The organism is Pedobacter sp. Bi27, from assembly GCF_918698255.1.
Lineage (GTDB): Bacteria > Bacteroidota > Bacteroidia > Sphingobacteriales > Sphingobacteriaceae > Pedobacter.
This window is the reverse complement of record NZ_CAKKMW010000001.1, coordinates 585,579-601,629: the sequence shown is the minus strand read 5'-3', so window position 1 is coordinate 601,629 and position 16,051 is coordinate 585,579. Positions and strand designations below refer to the sequence as shown.

9 protein-coding genes are annotated in these 16,051 nt (G+C 42.2%); all 9 read left to right on the top strand.

Translation table 11 applies throughout. The features are described from left to right. Positions 1–174 precede the first annotated feature (174 nt). From LQ227_RS02245 to LQ227_RS02205, 9 genes are read left to right on the top strand one after another with little or no spacing between them, the layout of a single operon-like run. A complete protein-coding gene (locus LQ227_RS02245) occupies positions 175–3,138 on the top strand; it encodes a SusC/RagA family TonB-linked outer membrane protein (protein WP_230148056.1) in 2,964 nt (987 codons plus the stop codon). Between the two features lie 34 nt (positions 3,139–3,172). Further along, positions 3,173–4,741 (top strand): RagB/SusD family nutrient uptake outer membrane protein, encoded by a 1,569-nt coding sequence (locus tag LQ227_RS02240; RefSeq protein WP_230148055.1) that lies wholly within the window; start codon positions 3,173–3,175, stop codon positions 4,739–4,741. Between the two features lie 9 nt (positions 4,742–4,750). Next, entirely contained in the window at positions 4,751–5,968 is a 1,218-nt protein-coding gene (locus LQ227_RS02235; protein WP_230148052.1) for a carbohydrate-binding protein, read from the top strand. Positions 5,969–5,979: 11 nt separating this feature from the next. Continuing rightward, positions 5,980–7,023 (top strand): DUF5007 domain-containing protein, encoded by a 1,044-nt coding sequence (locus tag LQ227_RS02230; protein WP_230148050.1) that lies wholly within the window; start codon positions 5,980–5,982, stop codon positions 7,021–7,023. 23 nt (positions 7,024–7,046) lie between these two features. Then, positions 7,047–10,202 (top strand): SusC/RagA family TonB-linked outer membrane protein, encoded by a 3,156-nt coding sequence (locus LQ227_RS02225; RefSeq protein ID WP_230148048.1) that lies wholly within the window; start codon positions 7,047–7,049, stop codon positions 10,200–10,202. A 25-nt stretch (positions 10,203–10,227) separates the two neighbouring features. Beyond that, positions 10,228–11,760, top strand: coding sequence for a RagB/SusD family nutrient uptake outer membrane protein (locus LQ227_RS02220; protein WP_230148047.1), 1,533 nt, complete (start codon positions 10,228–10,230; stop codon positions 11,758–11,760). Between the two features lie 15 nt (positions 11,761–11,775). After that, positions 11,776–12,480 carry a fasciclin domain-containing protein gene (locus tag LQ227_RS02215; protein WP_230143834.1) on the top strand — a complete coding sequence of 235 codons (705 nt, stop codon included), beginning with the start codon at positions 11,776–11,778 and terminating at the stop codon, positions 12,478–12,480. A gap of 46 nt (positions 12,481–12,526) precedes the next feature. Further along, positions 12,527–14,188 (top strand): DUF5008 domain-containing protein, encoded by a 1,662-nt coding sequence (locus tag LQ227_RS02210; protein WP_230143835.1) that lies wholly within the window; start codon positions 12,527–12,529, stop codon positions 14,186–14,188. A gap of 28 nt (positions 14,189–14,216) precedes the next feature. Then, positions 14,217–15,965: a LamG-like jellyroll fold domain-containing protein gene (locus LQ227_RS02205; protein WP_230143836.1), complete on the top strand. Its 1,749-nt coding sequence runs from the start codon at positions 14,217–14,219 to the stop codon at positions 15,963–15,965. The last annotated feature ends 86 nt before the right edge of the window (positions 15,966–16,051 follow it).

Genomic DNA, 16,051 nt, shown 5'->3' with positions numbered 1-16,051 from the left:
TTTTAAACGTCTTTGTGACGTTTAAATGTTTTCTGGTTCAGGTAGAAATCCATCGGCGTTTTGAACTGTAATTTTAAAATCGATGTGGCTTCTTCCCAAGATTTTCTGATCGGCCCCAACTGTTCCATTAAAGGAACATTCATTTGAATCAATTGCACTTATAACACATTTATTATGCGTTTTGTATTTTTTTTATGCCTTTGCATTTCTTCAGTTTCAGTGTCTGCAATGGGGATTAACCATTATGGGTGGATCAGACAGGATACCACAGTAATCCAGAGGAGCTCAGCTCATATTTCCGCTAAAGATTCGCTCCAAAAGAAGGTAGCCAATATTGGGGGACTAAATAAGAGTGTGGTGAAATCTGCCCGGATATCTTCATTTCCCGGGGTTTCCCTACAACAATATTTAAAAGGACAGGCTGCCGGGGTAACTATTCAGGAACCAAGCGGTGAACCTGGAACAGAACAGCATATTTTTATACATGGCACACCTGTTCCACTCTTTTCGGCGAAAGATATTTCTTCATCGCAACCTTTGATCGTCTTGGATGGCGTACCATTGATTTCCAAGGATCATCCTTTTGCTTACGATATTCAACAATATGATTACAACCGCATCGGTCCAGCTACTAATCTGCTTGCCGGAGTTGATCCAGAGAATATCGAATCTATAGAAGTGATTAAAGACCTGAGCGAGGTAGCCAGATATGGCCCAAGGGCAGCGAATGGCCTTATTCTTATCCGTTCTAAAAAACCGCAGGCGAAGAAGACCATTAGCTTCAACTCCTATATTGGTCTGGCAACACGTGATGGCGTTAGCACCCTCAACGGAGCATCCGAGAGTAATTTCAGAAAACCGTTTTATAGCCAATATGCAACCGAAGAGCAAAAACAGAATACTCCGGCTTATCTGCGCGATTCTCTGTACAGCATTTATTACGGGCCAGCCAACTGGACGGATCTATATTATAAAAATGCCTTAATATATTCGGCAAATGCAAGTCTTGCCGGAGGCTCTGATAAAACTAATTTTCGGGCATCACTGGGAAATCAGAGGAATAACGGGGTGGCAGACGGAACCGGACTGAGCCGTTATAGCATTGGCTTTGTAATTAGTATGAAACCCCTGTCCTGGTTAAATATAACCACTTCAATTAATGGCAGCCAATTGGTACGCGATAGAAACAGGTACCAGCGTGACCGTTTTGCTGAAGAAAGGTATCTCCCGAATTTAACCAATCCAATTTCGCCGAACAAAGATTTCTATGCCAACTACTTAAGTGAATATGATAAATCATTTGATAAGAACAAAACCAATATTTTTGACGGTTATACAGAATTTGATTTCAGTTTTGGTAAACTAAATATCACTTCCAGGTTTTCGGCCGACTATAATGAAGGTTATCGCGATATATTTTATCCCAGTACACTGCTTGAAACGAATAGTTATGTATCCAACTACTTCGGATATAACCAGCGCCTGACGGCAGAAAATACAATAAGCTATTCATTTGATTGGAATAACGTTCATAAGCTTGATTTACAGGCAGGCCAGACATTGCAGTGGGATACTTACCATTACAACTATGGGTATGCTTACAGAGGTTCCAGTGATTACATTAAGATCAATTTACTTAATGATCCTAAAAATCCGCTTACCGCTTTCTTTTCGTATAACCCCAATACCGGATTTCTTAATACATTGATGTACAGGTTTTTGGATAATATTCAAAACAACTTGATATCCTTTTATGGAAAAGGTACTTATAGTTTTAAAGATAAATACAGTCTATCACTAATGCTTAGAACAGACGGTTCTTCAGCAGCTCAGCCTACAAGCCGCTGGTTCTTTTCGCCGGTGGTTTCTGCCGGATGGAACCTGAAGAATGATCTGTCACTTCAGGGCAGCAAAATATCTGAACTGAAATTACACGCAAGTTATGGCCGTATAGGCAGGGTGCAACTGGACGATCGTTATGCCGCAGGCCCTCAATATACGGTGGATATCGGTTATACCGGCGAACCCCGTGTAGGAACATACTCTGGTGTAGCAACGCTAAACAGGCCTTATAGTTCAGGATGGGTTGGATATAACATTCCATGGGCTTACAGCGAACAGATCGATATTGGAGGAAACATTGGTTTTTGGGACAATAGGTTAATGATTGCTGCCGATGTATACAGCAGATCAGATAAAGATCAGCTGATCGGTGTGCCTGCCTTTGCAGAATATGGTTATACGCAATCTTACCAGGCAGGAATGAATATCAACAATTCTGGGATTGATGCTAGCATCAACGCCAATATATTCCCCAATTCCAAAAAACTTCAATGGAATTCATCATTAAATATCAATTATAACAGAAACAGACTAAAATCATTACCGGGTGGACTTCGTGAACTTGTAGTGGGAAACCGATTGCTACAGGTGGGAAAGGCTGTAGATCAATATTGGCTGCTGGATAACGGCGGCATTTACAAGAGCGATGCCGAAGTTCCTGTAAATCCTAAAACCGGCCTGCCCCTTAATTTTCAAGGGATTCCGCTTAAGGCTGGCGATGCCATATGGAACGATCGCAATGGCGATTATACCATTGATGATGCTGACCGCATACTAACAGGACATTCTCTTCCATTAGTATCGGGTGGGTTTAACAATGATTTTAAATACGGTAACTGGACACTTGGGCTGAACCTTTATTATAATCTTGGTCGGAATATCATCAATCAGGACATGGCAAAAAGATTCGATTTCATCAATCAGGAAAGTGCCAACGATATAAATTCGGTCAAAGAAGTTACATTTTGGGAAAAACGCGGTGATTATAACAAATACCCGGTTTACAATCCCTGGAGTAGCGCAGTACCCTACCGAAGCGATCAAAATCTTTTTCTCGAAAACGCAGCTTTCCTGAAACTACGCGCTGTATCTGTAGGCTATGACCTGAAAGACCTGCTGAAACGTAAACGCTCGAAAATTGACAGGTTATATGTTTATGCTACGGCCAATAACCTATTCACCCTTACCCCTTATACAGGACGAGATCCCGAACTGACAGACTATGCAGGCTACGATACTGGCTACGGACTGCCTATTCCAAGAACCTTTACACTTGGAGTGAAAATGGAATTATAGCAACTGGAACTAATAAAGACTTAAAATTAAAGAAATGAAAATTCGCATTTTAATCGTATTGATTGCCACCTTAACGATATTCAGTGCCTGTAAAAAGATGCTTGATGTTCAATCGAGCAGATTGGTTGGCGAGGCCAATATGTACAGGACAGTTGAGGATGCCCGTGCAGGCCTGATGGGTGCATACGGACTGGCCAGAGCAGCGTTGTGTGACAATGACAGGCACTGGCTTTATGGCGATCTTAGGGCTGTAAACGGAGCCGGGGGTGATTTTAGGAGTGCTAACCGTTTGGATATGAAGTCTATAGCAGACAATAATCTTCAGGCGACTTTTCCGGTCGTACAGGCCTTGTCAAACTGGAGAAGATTTTATGCTGTAATCAATGCAGCCAATATATTTCTTGAAAGGGCACCGGGAATCGTTGAGTCGGATAAACGCTATTTACCGCAGGATCTTAAACTAGATGTAGCCCATGCAAGATTTCTCAGGGCTTTCATGTATTTCTACATGGTCAGGATCTGGGGAGATGTACCTTTCATCATCAGTTCGCATGACGGACAATTTGAAAACAAACCCAGAGAAAACCAACAGAAAATACTTGCTTTTGCTGAATCAGAGCTGTTGCTTTCGGCACCAGATTTACCCGTAGCCTACAACAAGAACCAACCCGAGCAGACCCGGACTCCCTACTATACTATTGAGGAAGAGATGGCTAAAAAGCATACAGTTTATGCTGTTCTGGCGCATGTATATGCCTGGCAGGGTAAATATGCAGAGTCAGCCAAATGGGCTAAATGGGTATTGGATAATATGGGCCTTGCAGAGATGGGAAATGAAAGGATGTTCTTTATGAATGTAGATCAGACCAGACAGATGTTTAGGGGTGAATTTGGTAATAATCAATATAATATTATTGCCGGATTTAGCCATATGTTTCTAAACGCAGAGAGTGGTACTTCAGGTTTTATGGAAGAGCTTACGCTTGCTGCCCCTTATGTCATCAACAAAAGCTTACCAGCAATTTACGTTCCCAAAGATTCGATCCTATCCATATTCAGCCAGGAAAACGATGCGCGGTTTGGTATCGATAAGATTACCTCTACACCAACTTCCGACCGTTATTTTGGTGTTTTTGACAGACCTTTTCCTGTTTTTACCAAGGTATTTATCATCCGTGATAATAATCCGCCTTTAAATACCATAAACGGTGCCGGGTCTGACGGCTCGATGACCCAATATGCAAGTTCTCTTGTTTTTACCCGACCAGAAGAAGTTGCGCTCTTACTTGCCGAAGCCAAAGCAGTGCTCGGCGATGTTTCCGGTGCAATCGATCTATTAAATGCAAGACGGATCAATCGTGGCCTTCTCGCATTTGATCAGACTAAAGATGGGAGCCTGATCGATGCCATATTCCTCGAGCGGAGAAAAGAACTGATGGGAGAGGGATGGAGATGGTACGACCTGATCAGATACAAAAAAATCAAAAATAACGATCCTGCGTTTAATGCGCTCATTCAAAACGGGGGTATTTATTGGCCCATAGCAAAATCTCTGCTTACCCAGAATTCATTATTAACTCAAACGACGTATTGGAACAGATAATTTATGGTTATGAAACGTATACAAATGATATCTAAATATATGGGCGTGCTCCTGCTGGGATCAATGCTTGTTGCTGGCTGTTCAAAGGATAAAGGTGATTATAATTACATCAACAGTACAGTAGCCTTTCCGGGAACTACATACGATTATTTGAAAAGTAAGAAAGGGATGTTTGATTCGCTCTTATTTGTAATCGATCGTCTAAAATTAACCGATACGCTAAGGAACAACAATGTAACCTTATTTGCAGTTACCAATCAGAGCTTTCAACAGGTAGTCGATAAACTGAATACCACCAGGAAATTACGGGGAAAAGCTCCTGTTTACCTTAAAGATATGGCAGAGGAGTCGCTCGACAGTATGATCTGCAGGTATGTAATCAGGGGAAGTTATACAGCAGATTCGCTGACACAGACTGATGGAAAAATGCTTAAGGCCGTTAGGTATGCTTATCCCATGAATGGTAAACTGGCCACTGCTAATGCGAGTGGATACAAGGGTGGTGGGCCAGCGGTAATTAAATATTTCTTTACCAAAAAAAGCAATTTCGTTAAAGACTGGGTTTTAGCAACTGCTGATGCAATTAACATCCGTACCTCCAACGGTATTGTGCACGTACTGGAAACTACTCATCCCTTTGGATTCGGCGAATATACCAAGCCTAAGGCCGAACCCTATGATAAAAGTACATTCAGACCAGCAGGTTACAATGGACCTTTTATTCTGCCCTCGGTGGTCGGCGAAACCGTGTTGATCGAAGCGGAAGACTATGACCTGGGAGGAGAAGGTATTGCCTATCACGATGACTTAACTAAAAATGGAGGCAATTACAGGCCAGCTGAATATGTGGATATTGATGTCGCATTCGGGAGCCTTGGTCAGATGTATACCGATGCCGCTGGTACTTATACAGCCAGTTATTCCCTGGGATGGACAGTTGCCGGCGAATGGACAGTTTACTCTGTAAATGTACCGGTAGAAGGAGATTATAAAATTACTTCAAGGCTCGGTAACGGCAATGCTTCAACGCCTTTAAAGTTTCACATTGAATTTGATTACAAAGACGTAACAGGATCCCTGACTTTTCCAAACAATAAAGGCTGGTGGGTATGGCAGTTGGTCGAGAGCCCTGTATTTCACTTAAAGGCTGGTAATCATGTGATGCGGTTTTTTCATGAAACCAAAGACATACAGGTGAACAATTTTGTCATCAAACGGGTCAACTAAACTATACCGATATGAAATTTAGAACAATATATATATATCTTGCTTTTGCAGCAGTTATAATAAGTACAGCCACGGGTTGTAAAAAATGGCTGGATATCCCGGCTGATGTCGATTATTTCAGCGAAAAAGTAGATTATACCACGAAAACTTTTTCGCCGGTATTGGGGCGTACAACTGTAATAACCAATATTTTTAACTACGATAATTCAAGTTTACCCTTAACTTTTCAGCTGCTGAACGTCAGAAAAGCAGATGGTACCCCTGCCGATAACCTCACAAAAATGCAGCCGGTCTGGGTATGGTCTACCGCTTATGATGGCAAAGAAACCAGTCTGCAGCAAATTCTCGATAAAAGAAAAAAAGAGGACCACCCCCTGTGGGAACTGAGAAAATCGGGTGATCTGATTCTCTGGCAGAGCGCAACCAATGCGTTGGTGCCTGCATATCAGGGTTCTACTAATCCCGGTGGCTATCTTTTTGATGTCAAAGTTTCCAATTCCGGAGGAGAGAAAACCATTAAGGATCTGTTACTTAATCCACTTAGGGAAATGCCCTATGAGCCTACCAACATGGACGTGATTTCAAGTCTGCCAAAAGATTCTATACTACCTTCTGAACTAAGTGGGATGATCGGCCAAAATACCAGGAAAGCACTTTCTAACGATAATAAAGATGTTTACATCTATTTTAAAAGAACGGGTAACGGCAATTCTTTAACCTTTAAGTTTCTGGACAAAAATAAAAACCCGATGAATGTAGATGCTTTTAGAGATACGAAATGGGCCGAACTGATACACGGCTTTAATATGCAAAAAACGGGTGATTATGTACGGTATGATGTGGCTTACCCTATTCCCCTGGTTAAACTTCCAACCAAATATACCAATGGTGATGGTTCCAGGGCCATGGTAGAGTTTAGTTATAGCCGGATCGGGTTTAATGGGATAAGGGAAACTGGAAAGCTGAAATTTAATTTCAGCATCTTCCGCGAAGGGGATTGGGAAATAGATTTTCATTTCCGCAATGACACGCCAAGGTTTCAGGACGAATATTAATGTGTAGGCTTAATATGATACAAATGACAAAGAGAATATTATTGCTCGCGGTTTTTATAGCTGGCCTGTTGGTTCCGGGCTACCTGGCAGCACAGGTGCAAAAAGTAATTGTTAAAGGAACTGTTATGGACAGGGAAACCAGACAGGGTATACCAGATGTAACAATTTTATTGGACGGTAAGCCGCCAAAACCAACTTCTTTTACAGATCGTGATGGTAGATACACCATTGCAGTAGCTCCAGAATCAACCCTTATTTTTAGGTATATCGGCTATAACGAGAACCGGGTTAAAGTTAAATCCGGACAGACTTTGTTGAACATAACCTTAGGCGCAAGTTCTTCTGATATGGAAGAGGTGGTTGTTCGGGGTTATCAGAAACGGTTAAAAGAAACCAGTACGGGATCTTCCTATGTGATTAGCGGAAAAGAAATCCAGGATATTCCTGTCTCCAATGCAGAGCAGCTGCTACAGGGTAAAGTTCCCGGCCTTAATATACAGGTAAATACCGGGGCGCCCGGTTATCGTGGATCTGTAGCAATACGCGGTGTATCCGGAATTGATATTTCGGGTTCGGGAACCAGTTCGTTTTTAACGCCCACTTCTCCGCTTTATGTAATAGATGGCGTACCGGTTGAGGCTGATGCAAATTTCGAATATGGTTTCAATTCTGCAGGGCCTGGCGTTAGCCCGCTCTCGTTAATCCCTCCTGAGGATATTGGTAGTATTGAAGTGCTTAAAGATGCTCAGGCTACCTCACTTTATGGTTCAAGGGGCGCTTTCGGTGTTATCCTGATTACCACAAGGCGTGGTAATTCTAAAGTGCCAAGAATCCGCTATACCGCTAATTTTTTCGTTAACAAAAGTCCAAAACTCCGCGAAACCCTTGGTGGCAAATCTGAACGGGACGCCAAGATCAATGAAATTTTAACCATGGGGAATTATGTAGATGTGATGAAAATTTCCACTACACCCATCCTGGCAGACAGTTTAAATCCATATTATAACAATTCTACAGACTGGCAGGCGGTATTTTACCGCACAACCTATAATACCACGCAGAACCTGAACATCGATGGAGGTAATGATAAATTCAATTACAAAACCAACTTTGGATATTATGGAGAAAAGGGAATTATAGAAAATACAGGGTATAAACGCTACAACCTAACCACAAATATGAACTATAAGCCAAATGATAAGTTTGGTGTATTTATAAATCTTGCCGGTGGTTTGGGAAAAAAGAATAAAGGCGATGGACAGGGGCTTTTTCAAACAGGCGTAGCAACCAATGCTTCGGTCTCCTCCTTGCTTCCGGGGCCATCATTATTTCAGACAACTAGCGGGGTACTATCGGCGCTGACCGTCAAAAATGACAATGTTGCCAAAAACCTGCGCTCCAATGTTGATGTGAACTTTATGGTGTTTCCTGGCTTTAGGGTTTCTTCAAGCGGTAGTTATGATTATGCGGTAGGAACAGAAGAAACATTTACACCAGCTGCTGCCAATTATTTGTACTCAGGTATTTATTCCTATAACGAACGGAATTCGACCTTGTATAACAGGAGCGGGTTCACTTATGCTAAGAGTTTCAAAGACGGTACGCATAATTTCTTTGTAAACTCGTTTGGCGAGGTTTACCTCAAAGATTATCAGGCGTCGTTTATTATACAGCAGCGTACACCCAATGATCAGTTTCAGGGGCCGTTGGGTGCAAGTAGTTTCGCTTCCAGGGGAGGAGGAGTGCTCGGAAATTATAAAAACGAACATGTGGTATCTTTCGCCAGTGCTTTTTCTTACGATTATAAGAAAAAGTATGTACTCGATCTTACCTACCGGCTTGATGCGTCATCTGTTTCTGGTTTTGATAATCCTTTTGCTAAAAATCCTTCTATTGGATTTAGATGGAATTTTAACAGAGAAAACTTTTTGGCTAACTCCAAATGGTTGTCATCCGGTGATATCCGCATGAGCTGGGGCAGGAATATCCAGCCTACCGGAAATATCTATTCCCTGTACGGAACCTATGCACCAAACGGCAATTATGTAGGTGTTCCCCGTATCGGTATAAATTATGGCAGTTTACCCAATAGTGTTTTACAGCCGTCGACCAATACTACGTATAATTTTGGTGTAGATATGGGCTTCTTCGATAGTAAAATAGAATTTATGTTCGATGCTTACTATAAAAAAGTAACCAACCTCAAACGCGACATGGCACTTTCGAGTATGACCGGTTTTGGACAGGTATCCAGTAATGATGCCGGCCTGATCGATTATGGTTATGAGCTGTCAGTGGTGCTGCGGCCTCTACCTAAAAATAGTCCTGTAAATTGGAGTATTTCTGTAAATGGTGCCATAAACCATGATGTGTTAACCCGCCTGCCTGGTAATATAAACCAAATCGTGATTGATGGAGATCCGACAAAGAACAACCCGGCAACCGTATTGCGAGTTGGCCGGAATACCCTGTCCAATTTTCTGTTGAACAATCAGGGGGTTTATGGCAGCAATACTGCGGTTCCTGTTGACCCTGCCACAGGGCTTTTGTACCGCACAGATAACAACTCTACTGCATTTTTTAGGGCCGGAGACCCGATCTGGCAAGATTTAGACGGAGATTATGTATTAACGAACAAAGACCGGATGGTGTTGGGTAATTCCCAGCCAATTGTAACCGGGGGATTAAATACCTATCTGTCCTACAAAAACTTTTCCCTGAATGTGAATGGTTCATTTACCTTAAAAAGAGATATCATCAACGATGCATTAGCCTCCAGGTTAAGGTTGGTTAGCAATCCTTTTGGATCGAGTGTATACTTACCACTTTCGGATGTCAATTACTATGGTTCCTCAGGCGCAGCGGCGGCTTATCCAAATCCGTTTGACTATACCCGATCGGGCATAATTAACCCTTTCAGGTCTAACCAGTCACTTTTCCAGGAAGATGGCAGTTATTTCAAGTTGAACAACGTAACCTTTGGTTATACCCTGGGAAAACAACTTGCAAAGAGAATGGGACTTAATATGGCCAGGGTTTACCTCTCGGCAAATAATGTGGTTACTTTTTCTTCATATTCAGGGCCAAATCCGGAGAATGTTACCGCTTTAGGTTATGATTCTTCTGCAGGCTACCCCGTTTCCCGCACCTATAACCTGGGTGTCAATGTAGAATTTTAATGATTTAACCTACAATCCAAAGAAAATGAAAACACACTCCTTTTATATACTACTTCTCGCAGTTTGCATCTCAAATTCTGCCTGCAAGAAATTTCTGGATGTAAAGCCCCTGGATAAATTAAGCGGTAATGTCTTTTGGCAGTCGCGGTCTGATGTCGAATCATTTACCAGTGATCAATACGCAAACCTGAGAAACAAGTTTACCAGCACTTCTTTTATTCCCGCTACAGGCGAACTGCGTTCAGGATACATCCTGCCTACTATTTTAAATAATTCCAATTCTGTAGCGGAAAAAAATATCCGCCTGGTTTATACGCAGTTTGCTGCGAATAACCTTAAAACAAATACAGGTGTACTGTCATCTACCCAGGCCTGGAACGGGCTTGGCTTTGACTCAATCACCAAGTGGTATGAGTTTTATTCTGTTATACAGGGAGCCAACATCCTTTACGAACGGGTTAATAATGGCGTTCCCGGCCTCTCAGGTGATGATAAGAAAAGGTATCAGGCAGAGGCTGTGTTTCTGCGCTGCCTGACTTATTTTTTCATGGTCAGGCTATACGGCGATGTGCCATATTATACAAAAGCCTATCAGCAGGCCCCGTTGCCCAGGGAAAAAGCCGTATCTGTGATCAACCAATGTATCGCTGATCTTAAGGCAAACCTGGATGATTTACCATTGGTTTACCCTGATCCGGCATTAAGGGCTGTTAGGGCAACGAAAGGGGCGGCACTTGATCTGCTGATGAATATGAATATGTGGAATGCAGGCTTTGATAGTGGTAATAAGTTGAAATATTATCAGCAGACAGCAGATTTGGGCAGTGAATTAATAGGCAGCAACGTATACCAGTTACTTCCCCTTGATAACTTTAGTGAGGTAATGAAAGGCAGGAGCAATGAAGGGATCTTTGAATTCAACCAAAGTATAAATTATGAGTCTGCACCTAATTTTCGAGCTTTTTTTGGAGAGATGATGCTTAGATATCCGAATAAAAATAGCGGAACAGACAACAGCTCAAGCCACGCTTATTTTAGGGCAGATTACCTGCTGCGTTTGTATCCGGCAGGTATAGCAGATAAGCGTAAGGATCTTTGGTTTGACAACAGTATGTTCAGCCAGGATGGGAATTTTCAACTGCTCAAATTTAAAGGCAACCTGGCATCTAACCAGAGTAGCCCGGAATGGGGCCTGATCATTTTTAGATTCGCCGAAGCAATTTTGCTCAGGGCTGAAGCGCTTGCAGAGCTGGGCGGACAGGATGCAGAAGCAATAAAAATGCTGAATATGATAAGACGCAGGGCCGTGGCACCTGAGTATGTAGGAATTGGTGGACAAGACCTGAAAAATGCAATCTTCAATGAGCGCTGTAAGGAACTGATGGGTGAAGGACACCTGTATTTCGACCTGATCAGGACCGGACGGATCTTAAACCCGCAATGGACACTCAATCCGCTTTCAGCTGATCAGTTTGCCAGGGGCGGATGGACCTGGCCGATAGACGTTTCCGCACTATACAACAATCCATACATGAAATTAAACGAGTACTGGCAATAATAAATGCTAAGCGATATGAGAAATTATTTTAAAAAAATAAGATGGGGGCTGGGATTATTTTCTTTGATCCTGTTATTATTGGCTTCCTGTAAAAAAGATAAATATTATTTTGACGGTGGTAAATCTGATCCCAATTTCAAAGGGACTATGCTTCAATACTTGCAGTCAAAGCCTCTGCAGTTCGATACAATTGCACAGATTATAAAAATTGCTGGTCTTGAAAAGGAGTTTCAGCAGGATGAGCTGACATTTTTTGCACCAACAGATCTGTCGGTCAGGTCGGCTTTAAAAAATGTCAATAACTACCTCTACCAAACCGGTAAAGACACGCTTAAAGTGCTGACTGACATTCAGCCACAGATCTGGCGTAAGTACCTGATGATGTATATGTTCAAAGGTGCAAACAGCATGAAAGATTATTACCAGCTGGATATCAATCTTAAATCGGTTTATCCCGGACAGAACTATTATTCTTATAACAATGTGATTTTTAACATCGGGGTGATATTTGAAGACATCAACGGGATCAAATATGCAGGTTACAGGCATCTTACGATCGGTTATATCACAGATCTCAATAAACCTACTGATAGCTGGGTTAGTGCCGATATTTCATCATCAGATATTAAACCGCTTAATGGTGTGGTACATACATTGAATACCAATCATATTTTCGGATTTGATTACGGATTTGTTTATGATGTTTATGCCGGTAAATGATGAGGATATTCAAATTTTATAAAGCGGATTATTTAAAATTAAGATAATGAATTCAAAATATATCAGTTTAACACTGGCTTTTTTAACCATACTTTTTATTACGGCCTGTAAGAAAAGTGAAGTTTATGAAAATCCCTATGAGGGTGGAAAGCAACCCTTGGGGATTAGTCTCAGTCTCAGCACGGCTCCTGTGCCTCAGGAAGCAACTGGCGGAAGTACGGTTACATTTGCGGCAACAGGTTTATTGCCGTATAAAGACCTGGCTGTATTTTCCTTCAATGGGCAGAAGGCTGAAATACTCAGTATTACGGCAACGGGCATTACCGTCAAAGTGCCTGAAGATGCCAGTACGGGCGTTGCTACCCTATCTATAAACGATCAGGTGTTTTTTGGACCAAGGTTTAAGGTCGGTGGAAAGATTAGTATCGATCCGGAGTTTAGGGTTAGCGGTGGCGCAAACAGAGACATTTTTGCTTATTACCCATTAACAGATGACCGCTTTATTTTTCTTGGCGCATTTACCGATTATGATGGCAAAGGCATCATCACTCCGGTAAACCGCATTGTACGCGCATTTAAAAATGGGGGTGCCGATATTTCTTTCCGTTCGGGCGGCGCAGACGGCTCATTGTACGGCATTGCTCCCCTGGGGGATAAATATATAACCGCAGGCAGTTTTTCGGGCTTTTACTTTAACGGCGGAAGATCCATTTTGACAAATATTAACAATATTACCCAGCTTAGCGCCAGTGGCGAAATAGATTCGGTGCTTGTAGACACCTATAGTACCAACCATAGCTTGGCTCCGGGCATTCCGGCTACAGGAAAGAAAAAGGCCGTTCCTGCTTTTAATGGAGGGACTAATTCTACCATTGGAAAAATTTATAATTACCAGAATAAATTAACAGCAACCGGTAATTTCAAATATTATATCAGCAAACGATATGATATTTCCAGGAAGCCTGTCGTAATCTCTGGCGTCACCCTTTATGCCGATAGTATTGTTATCGACAGTGTGGAGACCCCTCAGGTTGTCCGTTTCAATGCCGATGGATCACTGGACAAAACGTTCAGGTTCAATAGTACAAATAATATGGGCTTGCCTGCCGGAAACGGGTTTGTATCCAGCTCCTATATGCAGGCTGACGGAAAGCTGATTGTGGTTGGATCTTTCAATAAGTTTGATGAGCTTCCTGCCGGGCGCATCGTCCGGTTGAATTTAAATGGAACAGTAGATCCCGTTTTTAACTCCGGTACAGGCGCAGATCAGTCCATAGGTTCGATAACCTACAATCCGCTTAACCGGAAGTATTTAATTACTGGTTCTTTTACCAGCTACAACGGCGTTCCAGCCAAAGGAATCGCCTTGCTTGATGAAGATGGTTCCATCGATCAGTCATTTGTAGCAAAAGGGTTCTCTGCTGATGGCGGTGCCAATTTTGCCAAACAACTCTCAAACGGTATGATCGTAGTGAGCGGTGTCTTTTCCACTTATAATGGAATCAGGCGATCAGGCTTTATGGTGTTAACACCTACGGGAGATCTGGCTAGGGGGTACAATGCGATCGGAAGCATCAAGGGATATGTGAATGATCTTTATGAAACAACCAATTCAACCGGGCAGATGGCTGTTATGCTTATCGGATCTTTTAGCCAGATCGATGGTACGGGAGCAAACAATATTACCCGCTTAGTATTTGAAAAATAGACCTGAAAATCTTTTAATAGTTAAGAAAATGAAGAATTATAGATTGATAACAGGCATGATAGCACTTTTTACCCTGGGTATTGTGGTATTATCATGCAATAGTGGATTTGATAAGCTGCTGCCTTCAAAGGAGTACAGCGATTCGACATCAGCGGTAGCAAAAAGCAGGAAAGTTTTATACCTGATTGTGGATGGGGCAAGAGGCTGGTCGGTACGGGATGCGCAGGCTCCTAATATTACTGCATTGACTAAAAATGCGACCTATTCGTGGAATTCGCTAAGCGATAGTCTGTCAAATAATGGCAATGGCTGGGCAGATTTACTTACGGGTGTTAATAAAGCAAAACATAAAATTATTGACGATTCTTTTACCGGAAATAAACTGGATCAGTATCCGGAAATCTTCCAGCGGGTTAAATCTATAAAACCAGATACAAGAACAGCCGCATTTGCTGCCTCGGCATTGTTTAAAGATAAATTAACTACAGGTGCCGATATCAGTCAATCCTACAGTACTGATGCAGAAGTTAAAACCGCAATTATTTCTGAACTTGGAAACGATGCCTCTGCTCTGATAGTAGGGCAGTTTGGAGCGGTTAATGCAGCGGGAATCCAATTTGGGTACGACAATTCTTTTCCGGCTTATAAAAGTGCCATTTTACAGTTTGATCAATATCTTGGAGAAATCCTCATGGCATTGAAATCCAGAAAGAACTATGTAAAAGAGGATTGGCTGATCGTGCTGACTTCCAATCACGGCGGACAAGCAGTAATCCCGGTTGAGCAGGATGACAAAACCATTTTTAGCTATCCTAAAGCCAATACATTTACAGTTATAGCCAACATCAGTTATAAGCCGTATCTGGTTGATAAACCGTTCACCGGTAATAAGTATACGGGTAAATTTTTGCGCTTGTATTCCAATCCCGCCAGTTCAGCTGCAACTCCGGCGACCTCGGTCCGGGCTGAAGTCAAGAACAACAATAACATTTATAATTTCGGAGATACCATATCTTTTACGATCGAATTAAAGGTCAAAAAAAATATTCGCGGTACCAGTTATCGATATGAATGGCCGGTATTTTTCTCTAAAAGATTTGATAAGACCAAAAAGGTCGGAAACGGATGGGCATTTGGTTGGGAGTCGGATAAATGGCGGTTTTTTATGGGAACACCCGGCCAGGATCATCAAGCGGCCGACGATCCAACGAATCTTATCGATGGAAATTGGCATAGTCTTGCTGTTGTGGTTCTGAACCGCGATTTTAAAAGAGTAATCCGCTATTTCCGCGATGGCAAATATGTGGCAGAGAAAATATTGCCAGACAATTTCGGAACAATGAATAACTCCGCACCCTTACAAATGGGCCTCATTCCCGTTGATCTTAATAATCCTTTTGATGGTTACCTTAGTGATATCCGCATCTGGAAAGCGGCACTACCGGATGCTGTGATTTTCCAATTTTCCTGCGATACAAGGGTCAATCAATCGCACCCGTACTGGAACCGCCTAATTGGTTACTGGCCGGCAAATGATGGCAGTGGCCTAATTATTAAAGATGAAAGCCCAGCCAAGAACGATTTTTATATTTCCGTTGGTACCGGTACTACTTTACAGTGGGATACTTTAAATGATATCATCTGTCCGCCTCCCACAGGCGATTTGGCCTTACTGGTTCCTAAAACAACAGATCTTACACGCCAGATCCTGAGCTGGCTGGCCATTGCGCCACCTGATAGCTGGAAACTGGATGGAAGGGTCTGGTTAAATCAATAGAATCTTTATCTGCTTTGATGAGAACGAAGAAATTCCGTTCATCCATCAAAACAGATTTTTAAATACATTTAAAATCAACTTGGCCA